Source organism: Geodermatophilus aquaeductus (genome assembly GCF_900182545.1).
In the GTDB taxonomy this organism is placed as follows: Bacteria; Actinomycetota; Actinomycetes; order Mycobacteriales; family Geodermatophilaceae; genus Geodermatophilus; species Geodermatophilus aquaeductus.
Window position 1 is genome coordinate 1 of the sequence record NZ_FXTJ01000021.1, and the last position, 18,061, is coordinate 18,061.

Below are 18,061 nucleotides of genomic sequence, written 5' to 3' on the forward strand. Positions count from 1 at the left end.
CCGCGTCGGCAGCCTCGCCCAGCGCGGGCAGGTGCTCGAGCGCTCGCCCGTTGCGCACCAGCCGCGACGCCTCCGGGCCCGAGAGCCGGCAGTGCGCCCGCAGCCACGAGGCCATCGACTTCTGCCCGTCCCGCTCGGGTGCCTGCTCGAGTTCCGCCGCCCGCACGCGGCGGGCGAGGGCGGCATCGATCCGGTTGCGCTGGGCGACCAGCGCGGCGACGTCATCGAGGACGTCACCGCCATCCAGGCCACCCGAACACATGTACGAATTCTACCGCTGAGCCAGCCCTCCCGCGACCTGTATCCGCAGCTCAGGGGCCTGTCCACCGATCAAGGGTCGGCTCTTGACACACCCCGCCGATGAGTCCGCGGCGCGGACGCGGTCACCCCTGCATGACCCTCGTCATCGGCGACATCACCGTCTCCCTCGACGGCTTCGTGAGCGGTACCGGCGACGGCGTCGAGGCCCTCCACGCCTGGGCGATCCGCAGCGACGACCCCGTCGACCGGGGCGTCCTCGAGCGGCACGCCGCGGCCTCCGGCGCCGTGGTGATGGGCCGGCGCACCTTCGACGACGTCGACGCGGGATGGAGCGACGGCATGGGCTACGGCGCGGCCGTCGACGCCCGCCCGCCCTTCTTCGTCGTCACCAGCAGCCCGCCGGCGGGCCACCGCCTCGCCGCCACCCACGACTTCACCTTCGTCACCGACGGCGCGGCCGCCGCGGTGGAGCTCGCGAGGCGGGCCGCCGGCGACCGCGACGTCTTCGTCATGGGCGGCGGCGCGCTGGTCGGCTCGTGCCTGCGCGACGGGCTGCTCGACGAGCTGCGCCTGCACCTGGCGGGCGAGGTCCTCGGCGCCGGCACGCCGCTGTTCGCCGGCGTCGGCGCGCACCGGCTCACGCGGACCGCCGTCGAGGCCTCCCCCGTGTGCACCCACCTGACCTACCGCGTGGAGCGGTCCGGCTGAGGTCAGCGCACCTCACCGAGCCGCCCCGTGGCGACGTCGAAGACGAAGCCGCGCACGCTGTCCTTCACCGGGACGAACGGGCTGTCGAGGATCTTCCGGATCTGCACCCGCACGTCCTCCTCGAGGTCGGAGAACGCCTCGGCCGACCAGTGCGGGCGCACCCCGGTGTCCTGCTCGATCGAGTCGTGGAAGTCCTCGGTCGTGAAGGTCAGCATCCCGCAGTCGGTGTGGTGCACGAGGACGATCTCCCTCGTGCCCAGCAGCCGCTGGCTGATGGCCAGCGAGCGGATCTCGTCGTCGGTCACCACCCCGCCGGCGTTGCGGATGACGTGCGCGTCACCCTGGGCCAGGCCGAGCGCGCGGAAGACGTCCAGCCGGGCGTCCATGCAGGCCACGACCGCGACGTGGCGGGCCGGCGGCAGCGGGAGCGGGCCGGGGTAGGACGCGGCGTAGCGCTCGTTGGCGGCGAGCAGTTCGTCGGTGACGGACACGGGGGTCTCCTGTCGTGGGGCCGTCAGGCCTGGGCGGGACGGCGTGAGCGGAAGTCGCCGCGGCCGGTGTCGCGGCGCCAGTCGTCGAAGGACTCGCCGGTGAGCTCCTCGAGCAGCGCGATGTCGGGCAGGAGCGGCGCGAGCACCGCACGCCGCACCTCCACCGGCATGGCCGGTCGTGGGGCACGACCGGCGTGCAGGGCCGCGAGCAGCGGCCGGGACACCTGCCGCCACACCTGCGGCGGCACGTGCGAACCGAGCGCCGCGCCTGCGCGGGCCACCCGTGACAGCGCCCGGTACCGCGCCGTGTCGGCGACGTACGGCTTGACGTTCTCCGGCGCCACCGTGTGCGCGACCCCGGGCTCGACGCCGAGGAAGTCACTGACCCGGTCGAGCGTCTCGCGGGGGGTGTCGACCAGCTGCCGGTAGCGCAGCAGCAGCACCTGCGACCGCGGCAGCACCGCGTACAGGTCGCGCAGTTGCTCGCCGTAGCGGCCGAGCCCGCGGTAGTGCCAGAACGGCGCCCACCCGTCGGCGACCCGCCGCTCCTCGAGCTCGACGGCGGTCGCGAAGTCCGCCTCGGGCTCCAGGCCGTCGGCGCGCAGGTGCACCCAGTTCGACCACGCGCGGTCCACCGGGTCCCGCACGATCGCGATGACCCGGATCTCGGGGACGTCGTCGGCCAGCCGACGTTGCGCGGCGCGGTCGTGCAGGTAGAACGGCGTGCTCTCCCCGCGGACGGTCCCGGGCGGGGCGCCGTCGAACAGCCGCAGGTACTCCTCGCGGCGCCAGATCCACTCCTGCGCGCTGTGCGCGTCCCCGGGACCGCGCTGGCCGCTGCGCGGCGGCGGGCGGCCGTCGGTCAGGTAGTACTTCGGCTCCTTGACCGGCGACAGGTACAGCCCCGGGTGCGTGGCGAGCGCCGCGTGCAGCGCCGTCGTCCCGGCCTTGGGTGCTCCTGCGACGACGAACTGCGGCAGCCGGTCGGCGTCGGTGCTCATCGGTCCCCTCCCTGCCCCGCACGGGCCGCGGTGTACACACGGGGAGCCCTGTCCCCTCCTCCGAACGGAGCCGCCGCGTGACCGCGTCCGCGCCCCGCCCCCCGGCGCCCGACCGCTTCTGGTCCGACGCGACGGTCGTCGTCGAGCCGGAGGACCCGCGCCCGGGCTCGTGGGCCGGCGGCCCGTCGGCGCAGCTCGTCGACGGCACGTGGTGGCTGGCCTACCGGCTGCGCCGCCCGGTCGGCGAGGGCCGCGGCTTCGGCAACGTGGTGGCCCGCTCCGGCGACGGCGTGCGCTTCGAGCCGGTGGTCGCGCTCGGCAAGGACCGCTTCGGCGCCGAGTCGCTGGAGCGCCCGGCCCTGGTGCACACGCCGGAGGGGCGCTGGCGGCTCTACGTCAGCTGCGCGACGCCGGGCACCAAGCACTGGCGGGTCGACCTGCTCGAGGCCGCCACCGTCGAGGACCTCGCCACCGCCGAGCCGCGCACGGTCCTCCCCGGCAGCGCCACCACCGCGCCGAAGGACCCGGTGGTCCGCTGGGACGGCGGGCAGTGGCACCTGTGGGCCTCGGTCCACCCGCTCGACGACCCCGCCGCCACCGACCGCATGACCACCGAGCACGCCACCAGCCCCGACGGCGTCGCCTGGACCTGGCGCGGCACCGCGCTGGCCGGCAGCCCGGGCGGCTGGGACGCGCGCGGCGTGCGGTTCAGCGCGGTCGTCCTCGACGGCGCGCGCAGCTGGGCGCTCTACGACGGCCGGGCCACCGCGGAGGAGAACTGGGAGGAGCGCACCGGGCTCGCCGAACCCGACGGCGCGGGAGGCTTCCGCGCCGCCGCGGACGGCCCGCACCTGCAGAGCCCGCACGCGCCGCACGGGCTGCGTTACGCCGACGTCGTCGCGCTGCCCGGCGGCGGTGCGCGCTGGTACTACGAGGCCACCCGCGCCGACGGCGCGCACGAGCTGCGCACCGTGGTCCTCCCCGCCTGAGCTCACCGGCCGGCGGGCCCGCAGCCGGCGGCCCGGGCGGAAGCGGCGGCACCGGGCCGCGGGTCGGCGGCCGGCTGCCAGCGCCCGGCGACGACCTCGTAGGCCACCCGCGGCCCCTCCCGCAGGTAGGCGGCGACGCCGGCCACGAGCCGGTCGACGTCGGCCAGCGTGGTGGCCACCCCGACACTGGCGCGCACCGCACCGCCGGGCACGCCGAGGCGGGCCAGCAGCGGGTGGGCGCAGAACCGGCCGTCGCGCACGCCGATCCCGTGCTCGGCGGACAGGACGGCGGCCAGGTGTCCCGGGTCGGCGCCGTCGACGGTGAACGACACGACGCCGGTGGGGCCGGCCGAGTCCGCCCAGATCCGCAGCAGGCGCACGCCCGGCAGCGCCGACAGGCCCTCGACCAGCCGCGCCCGCAGCGCCCGCTCGTGCGCCTCGAGCGCCCCGTCGGGCAGCGCGGCGAGCGCCTCGCACGCCGCGGCGAGCGCGACCGCGCCCAGCACGTTGGGCGTGCCGCCCTCGTGCCGGTGCGGCGCCGCGGCCCAGCGGGTCTCCGCCACGCTCACCTCGGTGACCGCGCCACCGCCGGGCAGGTACGCCGGGCCCTCGTCGAGCCAGTCGCGGCGGCCCACGAGCGCGCCGCTGCCGAAGGGCGCGTAGAGCTTGTGGCCGGAGAACGCGACCCAGTCCGCGCCGCTCGCGGCCAGGGAGAACGCGCGGTGCGGCACGAGCTGGGCGCCGTCGACGACGACCCGCGCCCCGGCCGCGTGCGCCAGCAGGACGACCTCGTCGAGCGGCAGCGCCTCGCCGGTGACGTTGGAGGCACCGGTGACGGCGACCAGCGCCGGCCGGCTGCGCACCAGCTCGGCGCCGAGCGCGCGCAGCGTGGCGGCGACGGTGGCCTCGGTGGGCAGCACGGTGACCGGGCCGCGGCGCTGCCAGGGCAGCAGGTCGGCGTGGTGCTCGCAGTCGAGGACGACGACCCGCTCCCCCGCCGGCACGCAGCCGGCCAGCAGGGCGAGGGCGTCGGTGGTGTTGCGGGTGAACACGGCGACGTCGCCGTCGCGGGCTCCGACGAAGGCGGCGACGGTGTCCCGGGCGGCCTCGTAGGCGGCCGTCGTCCGCTGGGAGCGCCAGCCGGCGCCGCGGTGCACGCTGGCGTAGCCGGGCAGGGCGGCGGTCACCGCCTCCGCCACGGCGGCCAGCGCCGGGGCGGAGGCGGCGACGTCGAGGTCGGCGTAGGGCGCCGAGCCGGCGGGCAGCAACGGCACGTGCTCGCCCCCGCCGACGACGGGCAGCAGCGGGTGCCGGCCCGGGACGGTCGCGGACAGGACGGGGCGGGACAGGACGGCGGTCACCGGGGTCGCTCCTCGGTCGGGGACCCACGGCGGGCGGGTCCGCGTTTGCGCACCGCCGGGCGGCGGACGCCTGGTCGTCACCCGGGGCACCCGCTCGCGGAGGAGGGTTGCCGGCCAGCGAGCCGGGGCTTCGCGCTGGCACTCGTGACCGGGAGCGAGCCTGGCACGGCCCCCGGCAACCCGTCAAACCCGATCGGGATGGTAGGGATTGGTCATGGGCACCCTGGCCGTCGTCGGCAACCCCAAGCCGCGCTCCCGCACGCGGGCCGCCGCCGAGCACGTCGTCGAGCGGCTCACCGGCGCGCCGCCGGACCGGGTCATCGACGTCGTCGACCTCGGGGCGGGCCTGCTCGGCTGGGGCGACCCGGCCGTCGCCGAGGCGGTCGAGGCGCTCAAGGCCGCGGAGGTCGCCGTCGTCGCGAGCCCGACCTACAAGGCCACCTACACCGGGCTGCTCAAGCTCTTCCTCGACCAGGTCGGCACCGGCGACCTCGCCGGCGTCGTGGCCGTGCCCCTCATGCTCGGCGGCGGTCCCACCCACGCCCTGGCCCCGGACCTGCTGCTCAAGCCCCTGCTCGTCGAGCTCGGCGCCACCACGCCCACCCGCGGCCTCTACCTCATCGACCGGACCTGGGACGACCCGGCGCCGCTGGACGCCTGGCTCGCCGCCGCCGGCCCGCAGGTGGCCGCCGCCCGCACCGCACGGCGGCCCTGACGGTGGCCGCGCCCGTGGAGTTCGACTGGTTCCTCCCCACCCGCGGCGACGGCGCCGACGTCGGCCCGGCGACCACCGACCGCGGCCACAACGCCGCGGCCCTGCGCCGCCGTCCGACGCTGGAGTACCTCGGCGCCGTCGCGCAGGCCGAGCAGGCCGGTTTCGCCGCCGTGCTCACCCCCACCGGCTCCGGCTGCGAGGACGCCTGGGTGGTCTGCGCCGCGCTGGTGCCCCTCACCTCCCGGCTGCACTTCCTCGTCGCCTTCCGGCCCGGCTTCGTGCTCCCCACCCTGGCCGCCCAGCAGGCCGCGTCGTTCCAGCGGCTGTCGGGCGGGCGGCTGCGGCTCAACATCGTCACCGGCGGCGACCCGGTGGAGCAGCGGGCCTACGGCGACTTCCTCGACCACGACGAGCGCTACGCCCGCACCGGGGAGTTCCTCGAGGTGCTCACCCGCAGCCTCGCCGGCGAGCGGTTCGACGTCGACGGCGTGCACGTACGGGCCGAGAACGCCGGCCTGACCCGGCCGCCCGACGTCGTCCCGCCGGTGTACCTGGGTGGCGCGTCGCCGGCCGCCGAGGAGGTCACCGCCCGCTGGGTCGACCGCTACCTGACCTGGGGCGAGCCGCCCGCGATGGTGGCGCCCCGCCTGGACCGGGTGCGGGAGAAGGCCGCCGCCCACGGGCGCACGGTCCGCTTCGGCATGCGGCTGCACGTGGTCACGCGCGACACCCCCGAGGAGGCCTGGGCGCACGCCGACCGGATGCTGGCCGGGATACCGGCGTCGGCGATCGCCGCGACGCAGGAGAGGTTCGCGCGGATGGACTCCGTCGGGCAGGCGCGGATGGCCTCCCTGCACGGCGGCACGGCGACCGCGGGAGCGCGGTCGCTGGAGGTGGCACCCAACCTGTGGGCCGGCATCGGCCTGGTCCGCGAGGGCGCCGGGACGGCGCTGGTGGGCAGCCACGAGCAGGTGGCCGAGCGGCTGGCGGAGTACGCGGCGCTGGGCATCGAGGAGTTCGTGCTGTCGGGCTATCCGCACCTGGAGGAGGCGTGGCGGGTGGGCGAGGAGGTCCTGCCGCTGCTCGGCGCGACACGCCAAACCGCACCATGACGATCGACTTGACACGGGTTACCGCGCCGCGGTCACATGGCCCCGTGGCCCCCGCCCTGACGCTCACCCGCCGGTCCGCCGTGGACCTGCTGCGGGTCGCCAGCGCGCTGTGTCCGGCCGCCTGACCGCCCGGACCCCCACCCCTCCGCGCCGCCCCAACACGGGCTCCCGCGCGCCCGCACCCCGGAGAACCCCCCACTCATGACCTCCCTGCTGTCCCCTGCCGCCCGCACCACCTCGGCCGCCGCCCTCGCCGCCGCGCTGCTCGCCGCCTCCGACGAGTGGCTGCCCCGCGTCCAGTACCGCGCGGGCAGCCGCTGGACCGGCCTGCTGCCCGCCGAGGAGGCCGCCGCCCTCGTCGACCCCTCCCTGCACGACGACCTCGCCGCCGCCCAGGTCTGGCTGCTGACCTGGCTGCCCGGCCAGGGCACCCCGCTGCACGACCACGGTGGCTCGGCGGGCGCCTTCGCCGTCGTCGGCGGGGTCCTCACCGAGGACGTCGTCGGCGGTGCGCCCGGCGCCGTCCGCGAGGCCGCCACCGAGCTCTGGGCCGGCCGGGTGCGCCCCTTCGGCCCCCACCACGTGCACCGCGTGACCAACCGGGGGACGCTGCCCGCCGTGAGCGTGCACGCCTACACCCCGGGCCTGTCCCTGATGAACAGCTACCGCCTCGAGGAGGGCACCCTGCTGCGCACCGGCACCGAGAAGGCGGGCGTCGACTGGTGAGCGGGCGTCCACCCGGCGCGAGGAGCATCGACCAGCTGCTGGAGGAGGCGCGCTCGCGGATCACCCGGATCACCCCGGCGCAGGCCGCGGAGCGGGTGGCCGCGGGCGCGGTGCTCGTCGACATCCGGCCGCAGTCGCAGCGCGAGGCCGAGGGCGAGGTGCCCGGCGCGGTCGTCGTCGAGCGCAACCACCTCGAGTGGCGGTTCGACCCGGAGAGCGACGCACGGCTGCCGCAGGCCACCGGCTACGACGTCGACGTCGTCGTGCTGTGCCAGGAGGGCTACACCTCGAGCCTGGCCGCCGACGCGCTGCGCTCCCTGGGGCTGGCGCGGGCCAGCGACGTCATCGGCGGGCACCGGGCCTGGGTGGCCGACGGCCTGCCCACCACCGGCGGTCCCGCCGCCTGAGCCGGGACGGGGACGGCGGCCTCCGACGGAGGGGGGCCGCCGTCCCCGGACCCTGCTAGCTCTTGCTCTTGCCCTGGGCGCTGGAGTGCTCGTGCCGGTCGTCGCCCGTGCGGACGTGGTTCGTCTGCTTCGAGGCCCCGGTGGTCACCCCGGCCTCGCTGGGCGACATCCCCTGCTTCTTCGCCTCGCGGGCGGCGGCACGCTGGGCGTCGGCGTCGTTGTTCTTGCTCATGGGGCGGCCGTACCCGCTGCGTCCCGCGCCACGCCGTCGAGGACGGCGAAGGTGCGCCGGGCCATGAGGTCCGCACCGAGGTCGCGCTCCGCGCGCGCCCGGGCCCGCCGGCCGAGGTCGGCCCGCGCCGCCGGGTCGGCGAGAAGCCCGCGCACGGCGGCCGCCAGCGCACCGGGGTCCTCGACCGGCACGACGACGGCGTCCTCCCCCAGCGCGCTGCGCACGTCGCCGACGTCGGTGGCCACGCACGGCAGCCCCTCGGCGATCGCCTCCAGCAGCGCCAGCGGCAGCGCCTCCACCCGCGAGGACAGCACGAACAGGTCGAGGCCGGCGAGGAAGGCGCGGGCGTCGGTCACCCAGCCCGGGAAGGTCACCGGCAGGCCGACGGCCGCCGCCCGCAGCGCCTCGCCGTCGCGGCCCGCACCGCCGATGACGGCGTCGAAGGGCAGGTCCACCCGGCGCAGGGCATCGAGCAGCACGTCGAAGCCCTTCTGCGTGGTCAGCCGGCCGAACGCGCCGATCCGGGGCACCGGGTGGCCGGCCGGGCCGGCGGGGTCCGGCGGGACGTCGACGCCGTTGCGCACCGCGTGCGCCCGCGCCGGGTCGACGCCGAGATCGGCCACCACCTGCGCGCGGGCCTCCTCGGAGGTGCCGACCACCGCGGCCAGCCGCCGGTAGCGCGCCGACAGCGCGGCCCGCTCGTCGCCGCTGCGGGTGTCGCCGACGAGGTGCAGCACGCCCACGGCCGGTGCCTCCGCGAGGGCGGCGTCGACGGCGGCGCCGTTGGAGGAGGGGTCGACCAGGTTGACCACCACGACGTCGGGCCGCTGCGCCGCCAGCGCCGCGCGGGTGGCCGGCGCAGCGGCGGTGTGCCGGGTCAGCGGGACGACGGCGCGGTCGACGTCGAAGCGGGCAAAGCCCTCCGCCACCGGCTCGGCGCACACCAGCGACGCCGTCCACCCGCACCCCGCCGCGCGGCGCAGGTGGTGCGACAGCCACACCTCGGCCCCGCCCCACGCGTCGGAGTCCGAGACGAAGGAGACCCTCACGAGGCGGCCAGCTCGAGCGCCGCACCGGCCACCGCGTCCGGTTGCACCGTCTGCGCGCACCGGAACTCGATGGGGCAGGCCAGGTGCGGGCACGGCGCGCAGGCCACGGTCGGGGTGAGCGCGCGGTGCCGGGGGCCGGGGTGCGCCCACCGGACCGGGTCGCCGGGCAGGAACACCGTGACGCTGCGGGCCCCGACGGCGGCGGCCAGGTGCGCCGAGCCGGTGTCGTTGCCCACGAGCACCGCGCTGTCGCGCAGCAGCGCGGCCAGCCCGCCGAGGCTGGTGGCGCCGGTGAGGTCGACAGCCGGGGCGCGCATCGCCGCGACCACCCGCGCGGAGATCTCCCGCTCGGCGGGCACGCCGGTGACGACGACGTCGAGCCCCTCGGCGGCCAGCGCGTCGCCGACCGCGGCGTAGCGCTCGACCGGCCAGCGGCGGGTGGGCGCGGACGCGCCGGGGTGCAGCACGGCGTAGCGGCCGGGCTCCAGGCCGGCGGCGGCGAGCGTGGCGGCGTGCTCCGCCTCGTCGTCGGCGGTGAGCGGGAAGTCCATGCGCGCCTCGCCGCCGGGCGGCAGCCCCAGGTGCTCCAGCAGCGCCACGTGCCGCGCCGCCTCGTGCAGCGCCAGCGGGTAGCGCAGGTGCAGCGCCTCCGTGCCGGCCGGCGGGTCCCAGCCGGTGGGCGCGAAACCGCCGGGAAGGCGGGCGCCGAGCGCGGCGGTCACCCGGTTGGCGGCGGGCCGGTCGCCGTAGGCCTGCAGCGCGAGGTCGAAGCCGCGGTCGCGGGCGGCGGCGGTGAACGGCGCCCAGCCGGCGGTGTCGACCGGGCCGTCGGGGATCCCCTCGGCGCCCGGGAAGGGCAGCAGCGCGACGGGCACGCCGAGCCGCTCGACCACCGGCGCCATGCGGCCGAAGGTCACCAGCGTCACCTCGACGTCGGGCCGCGCGGCGCGCAGCCGGCGCAGCGCCGGCACGGTGCACAGCAGGTCGCCGAGGCCCACCCGCAGCCGGACCAGCGCCAGGCGGCGGACGGCGGGGTCGGCGAGCGGCGGCGTCACCCGCGCCCCCTTCCCGTGCTGTGTCGTTCCCTAACCCGTGGTGCACTACGGGTCTCCCCAGCGAACCGGAGGTCCCCTGCGTGTCCCGCCCCGCTGCCGACCTGCACGTGCTGCGCCTGTGCAGCGTGTTCGAACCCCCCGCGGCGACCGGCCGCGCTCGGCCGGGCGGGCTCCCCGGGGAGCTCGATCCCCGCGCGACGCGCTTCGACCCCATCGGCGGCATGCAGAACCACACGGCCACGCTCACCCGGTGCCTGGACGCCCGGGGGCTGCGGCAGACGGTCGTGACCGCCCGGCTGGCCGGCCCGCGGAGCACCACCCGGCTCGGGGACGGCGCCCGCGTGCACCGCACCGGGGTGCCGGTCCCCCGCCTGCGCCAGCTGTGGGCGATCGCGGGGCTGCGCGCCGTGCTGCGGGCCGGGCGCCGCGGCCCGGTCGACGTCGTGCACGCCCACCAGGGCGAGGACCTCGCCACGCTGCCGCTGGCCCGGCTCGCCGCCCGCGTGCACGGCTGCCCCCTCGTGGTGACCCTGCACTGCAGCGTCGGGCACACGCTCACCGGCCGCGGCCCCAAGGTGTGGCTGGTGCGCGCGCTCGGCGGGTGGATCGAGCGGAGCACGCTGCGGCGCGCCGACGCCGTCGTGGTCCTCACCGGGCGCACCGCCGCGGCCGTCCACGACGACGGTGTCCCCGCCGAGCGGGTGTCGGTCATCCCGTCCGGCTTCGACCCGGCGCTGTTCGCCGGCTCCACCGGCGACGTGTTCCCCGGGGTCGCCCGCCCGCGGATCGGCTACGTCGGGCGCCTCGCGCCGCAGAAGCGGCCCGACCGGCTGGTCGAGGCGTTCGGGCGGATGCGGGAGACCGCGTCGCTCGTCGTCGTCGGCGACGGCCCCGACCGGGCGCGGGTCGAGCGGCTGGCCGCCACGGGCCCGGGCGCCGACCGGACCACCCTGGCCGGCTTCGTCGAGCACGCCCGGGTACCGGCGGTGCTGGCCTCCCTCGACGTGCTGGTGCTGCCCTCGGCCTACGAGGAGATGGGCTCGGTGCTCACCGAGGCGATGGCCGCGGGGCTGCCGGTGGTGGCCAGCGACGTCGGCGGGATCCCCGAGGTGGTCCGCGACGGGGTCACCGGGCTGCTCGTGCCGCCCGGCGACGTCGACGCGCTCGCCGCCGCGCTCGACCGGGTGACCGCGGACCGCGGGCTTCGCGCGCGGCTGGCCGCCGGCGCCCGGGCCCGCTCGGCCGACTACGCGTGGCCGGCGCTGTCGGCGCGGGTGGCCGCGGTCTACGAGCGGCTGCTCGGCGTGCGCAGCGACCTCGAGCCCGCGGCGTGACCCCGAGGGTCGCCGTCCTCGTGCCGGTGCACGAGCAGGCGGCCTACCTGCCGCGGGCACTGGAGTCGCTGCTCGCGCAGGAGGAGACGGCGTGGGAGGCGGTGGTCGTCGACGACGGGTCCCGCGAGCCGGTCGCCGTCCCGGCCGACCCGCGGCTGCGGCTGGTGCGCACCGACGACAACCGCGGCCTGGGCGCGGCCCTCAACCGGGCGCTGGACGAGACCACCGCGCCGGTCGTCGCGTACCTGCCGGCCGACGACGTCTGGTTCCCCGCGCACCTGGGCACGCTGCTGCGCGCCCTCGACGACGACGCCGTGGTGCTGGCCCGCGCCGAGCTCGACCAGCCGGCCGGCACGCCCTACGCCCAGCTCGTCCAGGTGGCGCACCGGCGCACCGGTGACCGCTGGACCGAGCGCGCGGAGCTCGAGACCGACGACCTCGACCGGCTGATGTGGTCGCGGGTGGCCGCCCGCGGGACGGCGACCGGCACCGGCCACGTCACCTGCGCCTGGACGCAGCACCCCGGGCAGCGATCACGGGCGATCCGCGAGTCCTCCGACGGCGGCCTCAACGTGTTCCGCACCCGCTACCGCGTCGCGCAGCCGCTGCGCTTCGCCTCCACCGACGGCAGCGAGGTCGACGAGGTCGCCCGCTACGCGCGGTTCCGCGAGCGCGAGTACCCGCCGTCGCCGGACGGGCTGCGGGTGCTCGTCGTCGGCGAGCTCGCGTTCAACCCCGAGCGGGTGCTGGCGCTGGCCGAGCGCGGGCACTCCCTCACCGGTCTGTGGACCGACCAGGCGCTCGGCGACGCCACCGTGGGGCCGCTGCCCTTCGGTTCCGTCCCCGACCTCGACCGCGACCGGTGGCGCGAGGAGGTCGCGGCGCTGGCCCCCGACGTCGTGTGGGCGCAGCTGAACTGGCGAGCGGTGCCGCTGGCGCACGCGGTGCGGCAGGCGTTCCCCGACCTGCCGTTCGTGTGGCACTACAAGGAGGCGCCGCAGCGCAGCCTGGTGCGCGGGGAGTGGCCGCTGCTGGCCGACCTGGTGTGCGGCGCCGACGCCGTCCTGCTGGCCACCGAGGAGGAGCGCGACTGGTTCGCCCTCGCGCTGTCGGGGCGGGTCGACCCCGCACGCCTCGGCGTCCTCGACGGCGACCTGCCCAAGCGCGAGTGGCTCGACGCCCCGCTCTCGCCCCGGCTGTCCGACGCCGACGGGCAGCCGCACGCCGCCGTCGTCGGCCGGCCCTCGGGGCTGGACCTGGACTGGGTGCTCGCGCTCGCCGGCCGCGGCGTGCACACCCACTTCTACGGGCAGGTCCGCGCGCCCGGGGCGAAGGGCTCGTGGACCGGCTGGCTCGACGAGGCGCTGGCCCGCGCGCCGGGGTCCGTGCACGTGCACCCCGCCGTCGGGCCGGAGGACTGGGTGCGCGAGCTGTCGCGGTACGACGCCGGGTGGCTGCACCGCTTCGACGCGGTCAACGGCGGCGACCTGCGCCGGGCCACCTGGGACGACCTCAACTCCCCCGCCCGGCTGCCGGTGCTGCTCGCCGCCGGGCTGCCGCTGCTGCAGCAGGCCAACCCCGGCTCGGTCGTGTCGGTGGAGAGGGTGCTGCGGGAGGAGGGGACGGGGCTGCTCTACCGCTCGGCCGACGACGTCGCCGACGTCCTGGCCGCCGAGCTGGCCGATCGCCGCGGGCACGCCGCGGCGATGGCCGCCCGCGAGCGGCACGTCTTCGACGCGCACGCCGACCGCCTCGTCGACCTGTTCCGCTCGATCGCCCGCTGACCGCCCGGGACTGTCGGACCCCGCACCTACCGTCGCGCCCGTGACGGGTGGGGAACTCCGCTGGGCGGTGACCGACGGGCCGGACGGCACGGCCGCGGTCGAGCTGCCCCGCGACGACGCCGCCGCGCGGCTGCTCGGCGAGCAGGCCCGCGGCGGGTTCTGGTGCGCGCGGGAGGCCGGCGGCTGCGGCGGCCGGCTCGAGATCGCGCCCGGCCCGGTGCCCTCCTTCCGGCACGCGGAGGCCGCGCCGTGCGCCCTGGCCCGGCGCGGGTCCGCCGCGGCCGCCTACGACCCCCTCCGCTACCGCCGTCCCCTGACCGCCTGGCTCGCCGCGCAGGGGCACCGGCCGCGGGTCGTCCGCCGGCCCGGTCCCGACGGGCACCCCGGCCTGCACGTGGCGGTGGCCGGCGTCGGCGTCCTCGAGGTGCAGCTCGCCCCGCTGACCGACACCGCCTGGCGCGAGCGCGACGACCGGCTGCGCCGCGACACCCCCTCGGTCACCTGGCTCTACGGCCCCGGCGCCGACGTCGCGGCGGCCACCGAGGCCGGCGTCCGCGGCGCCGCGCTGCTGCTGCGGCGGCACGACCGCGGCCTGCTCGTCGGGGTCCGGGACGCCGGCGGCGCGACGCGTTGGATGCGGATCGGCGCCTGCCGGCTCACCGCCGACGGCCTGGACGTGCCCGGTCTGGCCGAGGCCCGCGCGCGGTTCGGGCGGCGCAGCGCCGAGCGGGAGGAGACGGCGCGCCGGGCCGGCCGGCGCGGCCGGAGGAAGACCCCCGCGCCCTGGGAGCCGGGGCTCGGGCAGCTGCCGTTCCCCTCGGCCGGGTAGAGCCCTCAGGACCCCGCGTCGGCGCCCGCCCGGGGCGGCTCGTCGAGCTGCTCCGGGGTCCGCGACCGCCAGGGCAGGTGCACCTGCGGGAGGTGCAGCGGCGGCAGGTGCAGGTGCGGCAGGTGCACGTGCGGGTGCGGCAGCCGGGCGACGAGGCCGGCCGGCAGGTGCACGTGCGGCAGGTGCAGGTGCGGGCGGTGCCCGCCCGCGCCGTCCCCGTCCCCGTCCGCGTGGTGCCCGAGCGCGGCCACCCAGCCGCTGCGCGCGGTCGCCGCCTGTTCCCGCGCGGCGGCCTGGGCGGCCCGGTGGTCGCGCTCCCACCGGGCGGTGTTGCTGCGTGCCATCGCGGTGACCAGTGCGGTCACCAGGACGAAACCGACGACGCTGACGACTGCCCACCCCATGGCGGCCCTCCCCTGGACCCCGCCGCGCCCGGGCGACCGGGGACCGCGGTGGTGACCGGAGGATCCCGCCGCGCCCGTTCCGCGACAAGTCCGTCCGCGCGGCGACGTGCGACACGCCGCGCCGGGCGGCTCAGAACCGCAGGACGGCCTGCAGCGGCGGGGCGGGCAGCCGGCGTCCGGCGAGGTCGGCGAGCAGCCGCGGGCCGTCGTCGAAGGGCACGACGTCGGTGACGACGTGCCGCAGGACGTCGTCACCGCGCGCGCGGAGCAGGTCGAGGGTGACGTCGGCCAGCGCCCGCCGCGGCCAGGCACCGGCCATCCCGCGCGGCACCCGGCTGATCTGGGCGCACACCACCGACAGGCCGTTGTGGTGGAACTCCTCGCCGAGCCGGACCGCCGCCGCGCCGGCCTGGTAGAAGCCCAGGTCGACGACGACGCCCTGCGGCCGCAGCGCCTTGAGCCCGGTGGCGAGGTCGGCGTCGTGCCCGCGGCACTGCAGCACCAGGTCGGCGCCGGCGTCGCCGGGCGCGTGCCGCCAGCGCTGCTTGACCTCCTGCCACGCGTCGACGTCGACGGTCGCCAGCCCCAGCGCCCCGGCCACCGCGCGGCGGTCGGGCGAGGACTCCGCGACGACGACGTCGGCGGCACCGTGCCGGACGGCCAGCATCGCCGTCAGCAGCCCGATGACGCCGGCGCCGGTGACCAGCACGTGCCGGTCGCGGACGCCGTCGCCCACGCCGCCGCCGGGTCCGGTGAACTGCGCGGTGGCGTGCAGCAGGCCGTTGACGCAGATCGGGCCCATCTGCGCGAGGTAGATCCCGAGGACCGGGTCGAGGTCGTCGGGCACCGGGATGACCGGCTTCTCGGCGGGGTCGGCGCAGCGGCCGGTGCGGTGGCCGTAGGCCATGGCCACCCGCGTGCCCTCGGCGAGGTCGGGCGTGCGGCTGTCGGTGACGGTCCCGACCTCCATGTAGCCCAGGGTCTCGACGGGATAGCCGGCGCGCGGCAGGTCGGGGCCGAAGGAGCGCAGGTCGGGGTCCCAGCCGGCGGCGTGCTGCGGGTCGGTGCCGCGCACCAGCGCCACCTCGGTGCCGGCGCTGACACCGCTGTACTCGGTGGTCACCCACGCCTGGCCGGGGCCGGGCTCGTGCTCGGTCACGTCGAGGACGGCCGGCCGGCCCGGCTCGACGACGCCGATGGTCCGCACGGCCCTCATGCCTGCACCGTGCCATCCCCGGCGGCGGCCCGCGCGGCGATCCCGGCCGGCACCGGCCGGTTTCGATCGCACACGATCGGGTCTGCGCGGAGTCGTGCTCTGCCCTGCCGGGCGGGGCAGAGCACGACTCCGCGGAGGACCACCTCCTGGGACCCTCGCCGCGTGGCCTCCGCGGCAGGATGGGCAGCGACGGCGGTCGGCGCGGCTCTGGTGCTGTTCGCGCTGCGGGACATCGTCCACACGCTGTGGCACCCGAGCAGCCGGGGCGGGCTGAGCCGGCGGCTCATGCACGCCGTCTGGCGCGCCGGCCACCGCGCGCGGCACCGGAGCCGCCTGGCGTTCCTCGGCGGGCCGCTGACGATGGGCGCCGTCGTCCTCGCCTGGGTGCTGCTGCTGGTGGCGGGCTGGACGCTCGTGTACTGGCCGCACCTGCCGCATGGCTTCGTCTACGGCAGTGGGCTCGACGTCGACGGTCGCGGGCAGTTGATCGACGCGGTCTACCTGTCCATCGTCACCCTGGGCACGCTGGGCTTCGGCGACATCGTCCCGGAGAGCTCCTGGCTGCGGATCGCCGTCCCGGTGCAGGCGCTCATCGGGTTCGTCCTGCTCACCGCGGCGGTCACCTGGGTGCTGCAGGTGTACCCGGCGCTGAGCCGGCGGCGCGCGCTGGCGCTGCGGCTGGCGCTGCTGCAGCGCACCGGCCCGTCCGTGCCCGACCCCGGCCTGCTGCGCGAGGTGGCCGGCGACCTGGTGCACGTGCGGGTCGACCTCACCCAGCACGCCGAGACGTACTACTTCGGCGACGTCGACCCCGAGACCGCGCTCCCCCGGCAGCTGCCGGTGGCCCTGCGGCTGGCCGACGCGGCCCGCTGCTCCCCCGACGACGACGTGCGCACCGGCGGCGAGTACCTGGCCCTCGTGCTCCGGGACCTGACCGGCGTCCTCGACCGCCAGTTCCTGCGCCGCGGCGGCGCCGTCGGGGACCTCGTGACCGCCTACGCCGACGACCACGGCTACCCGCCGGACGACGCCGGCGGTCGGCGCAGCGACGCGTCCAGCTGACGGAGGAGCTCACCGACGCGCCCGCCACCGCCGGGGGCCGGTGGGTAGCGCCGCAGGACGCCGACCACGACGGGACCCGCGAGGTCCCGGGCCCGGGCGATGCGGTCGGCGCCGACGGCGGGGTCGTCCCCCGCGTCGAGCTCGAGGGCCCGGGCGGCGTGGGCGGCCGAGCCGAGGACGTGCCGGACCTGCGTGGCCCTCGCCAGGGGGTGGAGGAACGCGGCGCCGGCCGCGGCCATCGCCGCCCGTGCGGCCTCGCTCGCCGCGGCCGCCCCGGCGTCGCGTGCGTCGTGCGCCGCCCGCTGCGCCGCCCAGGCGCGGTCCCGGAGCACCCGGGTCCGCTCGGCGCCGTCGGCGAAGGCCTGTGCGGCGTCGACGGCGGCCCGCGGACGCCCGTCGCCGGGCCGGTCGCGCTCGACCAGCGCCAGGACGGTCCGCGCGCACGCCGCCGCGAAGCCGGTGACCGCGCGGAGCTCGTCGCGGCCCAGCTCGATCCGCGCGGGGTCCTCTCCCACGGCGCCATCGTGCCGCCCCGCCGACCGCCGGCCGGTTGGTCCCCGGCCGGCCGGGTAGCCCGGCACCGCGGGAGCCGACCGCGCCCGTCCGACCCGAGCCAGCTGCGAGGACCGATGACCGAGAGCACCCCGCCCGCGAGCGCCTCGACCGCGGACCTCCTGCAGTCGCTGACCGACGACGTCACGACACTGGTCCGCGACGAGCTCGCGCAGGCCCGCGCGGAGGTCGCCGGGAGGGCGCGGCGGGCCGGGCGCGCGGCCGCCCTGCTCGGCGGTGCGGCGGGGCTCGGTGTCCTGGCGGTCGGGAGCTCCAGCGCCCTGCTGCTGCGGCTGCTCGAGCGCCGGCTGTCCCCGCCCGCCGCCGCGGCCGTGGCGACGCTGCTCTACGGAGGGGGCGCCGCCGCGCTGGCCTCCACCGCGCGGGAGGAGTTGCGCCGGGCCGGGTCGCTGCTGCCGGAGCGGACGGCGGCCAGCGTCCGCGAGGACGTGCGCGTGGCGTCGGCCGCCGCGGGCACGACCGCACCACCGGCCGGCTGACCCGAGGAGCCAGGACGTGAGCGCCGACGAGACCCAGGTCTTCCATCCCGGCCAGATCGTGCCCCGCAGCGGCATCTACCGGTGCGACGGGCACGACGAGGACCACGCCTACGAGTCCACCGACGTCGCGGGACACCGCTTCCCCCCGCTCCCCCGCGGCTGCCGGGGCGAGGGGTGGGTGCTCGAGCGGGCGACCGGACACCACCGCGCGAGGTGAGCCGGCCGGTACCCCGCGCCCGGCCCGGCCCGTGACGGGACCACCGGCCGCGCATG

Annotated in this window: 21 protein-coding genes, 1 pseudogene and 1 riboswitch; of the genes and pseudogenes, 12 read left to right on the top strand and 10 right to left on the bottom strand. The window is 77.9% G+C overall.

Annotated elements, in window-relative coordinates; genetic code table 11:
- Positions 1 to 262, bottom strand: a pseudogene (locus FN207_RS25540) (DUF222 domain-containing protein); the annotation flags it as partial.
- A gap of 131 nt (positions 263 to 393) precedes the next feature.
- Here FN207_RS25540 and FN207_RS25545 point away from each other — a divergent pair.
- The gene (locus FN207_RS25545; RefSeq protein ID WP_142461268.1) at positions 394 to 969 is read left to right on the top strand and encodes a dihydrofolate reductase family protein; all 576 of its coding nucleotides are present in this window, start codon (positions 394 to 396) and stop codon (positions 967 to 969) included.
- Between the two features lie 2 nt (positions 970 to 971).
- On the opposite strand, the gene FN207_RS25550 is transcribed toward FN207_RS25545, so the two are convergent.
- Together FN207_RS25550 and FN207_RS25555 are read right to left on the bottom strand one after the other, a co-directional pair.
- A complete protein-coding gene (locus FN207_RS25550; protein WP_142461269.1) occupies positions 972 to 1,460 on the bottom strand; it encodes a beta-class carbonic anhydrase in 489 nt (162 codons plus the stop codon).
- Between the two features lie 23 nt (positions 1,461 to 1,483).
- Positions 1,484 to 2,461, bottom strand: a complete 978-nt coding sequence (locus FN207_RS25555) for a sulfotransferase family protein (RefSeq protein WP_142461270.1) — start codon at positions 2,459 to 2,461, stop codon at positions 1,484 to 1,486.
- 77 nt (positions 2,462 to 2,538) lie between these two features.
- Between FN207_RS25555 and FN207_RS25560 the strand changes: the two genes are divergently transcribed.
- Positions 2,539 to 3,450 carry a glycoside hydrolase family protein gene (locus FN207_RS25560; protein WP_142461271.1) on the top strand — a complete coding sequence of 304 codons (912 nt, stop codon included), beginning with the start codon at positions 2,539 to 2,541 and terminating at the stop codon, positions 3,448 to 3,450.
- A 2-nt stretch (positions 3,451 to 3,452) separates the two neighbouring features.
- On the opposite strand, the gene FN207_RS25565 is transcribed toward FN207_RS25560, so the two are convergent.
- The gene (locus tag FN207_RS25565; protein ID WP_142461272.1) at positions 3,453 to 4,811 is read right to left on the bottom strand and encodes an aminotransferase class V-fold PLP-dependent enzyme; all 1,359 of its coding nucleotides are present in this window, start codon (positions 4,809 to 4,811) and stop codon (positions 3,453 to 3,455) included.
- A gap of 36 nt (positions 4,812 to 4,847) precedes the next feature.
- Positions 4,848 to 4,961: riboswitch (SAM riboswitch) on the bottom strand.
- A gap of 64 nt (positions 4,962 to 5,025) precedes the next feature.
- Here FN207_RS25565 and FN207_RS25570 point away from each other — a divergent pair.
- From FN207_RS25570 to FN207_RS25585, 4 genes are all read left to right on the top strand, one after another.
- The gene (locus FN207_RS25570) at positions 5,026 to 5,526 is read left to right on the top strand and encodes an NADPH-dependent FMN reductase (RefSeq protein ID WP_142461273.1); all 501 of its coding nucleotides are present in this window, start codon (positions 5,026 to 5,028) and stop codon (positions 5,524 to 5,526) included.
- Between the two features lie 14 nt (positions 5,527 to 5,540).
- Positions 5,541 to 6,638, top strand: a complete 1,098-nt coding sequence (locus tag FN207_RS25575; protein WP_142461274.1) for an LLM class flavin-dependent oxidoreductase — start codon at positions 5,541 to 5,543, stop codon at positions 6,636 to 6,638.
- Positions 6,639 to 6,839: 201 nt separating this feature from the next.
- On the top strand, positions 6,840 to 7,364 hold the full coding sequence (locus FN207_RS25580; RefSeq protein WP_142461275.1) for a cysteine dioxygenase: 525 nt from the start codon (positions 6,840 to 6,842) through the stop codon (positions 7,362 to 7,364).
- On the top strand, positions 7,361 to 7,771 hold the full coding sequence (locus tag FN207_RS25585) for a rhodanese-like domain-containing protein (protein ID WP_221888406.1): 411 nt from the start codon (positions 7,361 to 7,363) through the stop codon (positions 7,769 to 7,771). The genes FN207_RS25580 and FN207_RS25585 overlap by 4 nt, the downstream gene beginning before the upstream one ends.
- 55 nt (positions 7,772 to 7,826) lie before the next feature.
- Here FN207_RS25585 and FN207_RS26610 read toward each other — a convergent pair whose 3' ends face one another.
- Genes FN207_RS26610 through FN207_RS25595 form a run of 3 tightly spaced genes read right to left on the bottom strand, consistent with a single transcriptional unit; the run spans position 7,827 to position 10,107 of the window.
- Entirely contained in the window at positions 7,827 to 8,003 is a 177-nt protein-coding gene (locus FN207_RS26610) for a hypothetical protein (protein ID WP_185938586.1), read from the bottom strand.
- Positions 8,000 to 9,052, bottom strand: coding sequence for a glycosyltransferase (locus FN207_RS25590; RefSeq protein WP_142461276.1), 1,053 nt, complete (start codon positions 9,050 to 9,052; stop codon positions 8,000 to 8,002). Before FN207_RS25590 ends, FN207_RS26610 begins: the two co-directional genes overlap by 4 nt.
- Entirely contained in the window at positions 9,049 to 10,107 is a 1,059-nt protein-coding gene (locus tag FN207_RS25595) for a glycosyltransferase family 9 protein (protein WP_142461277.1), read from the bottom strand. The genes FN207_RS25590 and FN207_RS25595 overlap by 4 nt, the downstream gene beginning before the upstream one ends.
- Positions 10,108 to 10,187: 80 nt before the next feature.
- Here FN207_RS25595 and FN207_RS25600 point away from each other — a divergent pair, with 80 nt between their 5' ends.
- Genes FN207_RS25600 through FN207_RS25610 form a run of 3 tightly spaced genes read left to right on the top strand, consistent with a single transcriptional unit; the run spans position 10,188 to position 14,054 of the window.
- Positions 10,188 to 11,441, top strand: coding sequence for a glycosyltransferase (locus FN207_RS25600; RefSeq protein WP_142461278.1), 1,254 nt, complete (start codon positions 10,188 to 10,190; stop codon positions 11,439 to 11,441).
- Complete coding sequence (locus FN207_RS25605) at positions 11,438 to 13,225, top strand: glycosyltransferase (protein WP_142461279.1); 1,788 nt, start codon at positions 11,438 to 11,440, stop codon at positions 13,223 to 13,225. Before FN207_RS25600 ends, FN207_RS25605 begins: the two co-directional genes overlap by 4 nt.
- A gap of 40 nt (positions 13,226 to 13,265) precedes the next feature.
- Positions 13,266 to 14,054 (top strand): hypothetical protein, encoded by a 789-nt coding sequence (locus tag FN207_RS25610; RefSeq protein ID WP_142461280.1) that lies wholly within the window; start codon positions 13,266 to 13,268, stop codon positions 14,052 to 14,054.
- Between the two features lie 5 nt (positions 14,055 to 14,059).
- On the opposite strand, the gene FN207_RS25615 is transcribed toward FN207_RS25610, so the two are convergent.
- The gene (locus FN207_RS25615) at positions 14,060 to 14,458 is read right to left on the bottom strand and encodes a hypothetical protein (protein WP_142461281.1); all 399 of its coding nucleotides are present in this window, start codon (positions 14,456 to 14,458) and stop codon (positions 14,060 to 14,062) included.
- A gap of 130 nt (positions 14,459 to 14,588) precedes the next feature.
- Positions 14,589 to 15,674 carry a zinc-dependent alcohol dehydrogenase gene (locus FN207_RS25620; RefSeq protein ID WP_142461282.1) on the bottom strand — a complete coding sequence of 362 codons (1,086 nt, stop codon included), beginning with the start codon at positions 15,672 to 15,674 and terminating at the stop codon, positions 14,589 to 14,591.
- Positions 15,675 to 15,836: 162 nt separating this feature from the next.
- On the opposite strand from FN207_RS25620, the gene FN207_RS25625 reads away from it, so the two are divergent.
- Complete coding sequence (locus tag FN207_RS25625; RefSeq protein WP_142461283.1) at positions 15,837 to 16,736, top strand: potassium channel family protein; 900 nt, start codon at positions 15,837 to 15,839, stop codon at positions 16,734 to 16,736.
- Here the strand turns inward: FN207_RS25625 and FN207_RS25630 are convergent.
- Positions 16,688 to 17,251, bottom strand: coding sequence for a putative immunity protein (locus tag FN207_RS25630; protein ID WP_142461284.1), 564 nt, complete (start codon positions 17,249 to 17,251; stop codon positions 16,688 to 16,690). The two genes, FN207_RS25625 and FN207_RS25630, sit on opposite strands and share 49 nt — an antisense overlap.
- A 114-nt stretch (positions 17,252 to 17,365) precedes the next feature.
- Here FN207_RS25630 and FN207_RS25635 point away from each other — a divergent pair, with 114 nt between their 5' ends.
- Positions 17,366 to 17,788: a phage holin family protein gene (locus tag FN207_RS25635; protein WP_142461285.1), complete on the top strand. Its 423-nt coding sequence runs from the start codon at positions 17,366 to 17,368 to the stop codon at positions 17,786 to 17,788.
- 16 nt (positions 17,789 to 17,804) lie between these two features.
- Positions 17,805 to 18,005 carry a hypothetical protein gene (locus tag FN207_RS25640; protein ID WP_142461286.1) on the top strand — a complete coding sequence of 67 codons (201 nt, stop codon included), beginning with the start codon at positions 17,805 to 17,807 and terminating at the stop codon, positions 18,003 to 18,005.
- Positions 18,006 to 18,061: the final 56 nt, after the last annotated feature.

Coding starts and splice junctions, on each gene's coding strand:
- FN207_RS25615 (WP_142461281.1), bottom strand. CDS start 14,458: ATGGGGTGGGCAGTCGTCAGCGTCGTCGGTTTCGTCCTGGTGACCGCA.
- FN207_RS25635 (WP_142461285.1), top strand. CDS start 17,366: ATGACCGAGAGCACCCCGCCCGCGAGCGCCTCGACCGCGGACCTCCTG.
- FN207_RS25620 (WP_142461282.1), bottom strand. CDS start 15,674: ATGAGGGCCGTGCGGACCATCGGCGTCGTCGAGCCGGGCCGGCCGGCC.
- FN207_RS25580 (WP_142461275.1), top strand. CDS start 6,840: ATGACCTCCCTGCTGTCCCCTGCCGCCCGCACCACCTCGGCCGCCGCC.
- FN207_RS25545 (WP_142461268.1), top strand. CDS start 394: ATGACCCTCGTCATCGGCGACATCACCGTCTCCCTCGACGGCTTCGTG.
- FN207_RS26610 (WP_185938586.1), bottom strand. CDS start 8,003: ATGAGCAAGAACAACGACGCCGACGCCCAGCGTGCCGCCGCCCGCGAG.
- FN207_RS25570 (WP_142461273.1), top strand. CDS start 5,026: ATGGGCACCCTGGCCGTCGTCGGCAACCCCAAGCCGCGCTCCCGCACG.
- FN207_RS25555 (WP_142461270.1), bottom strand. CDS start 2,461: ATGAGCACCGACGCCGACCGGCTGCCGCAGTTCGTCGTCGCAGGAGCA.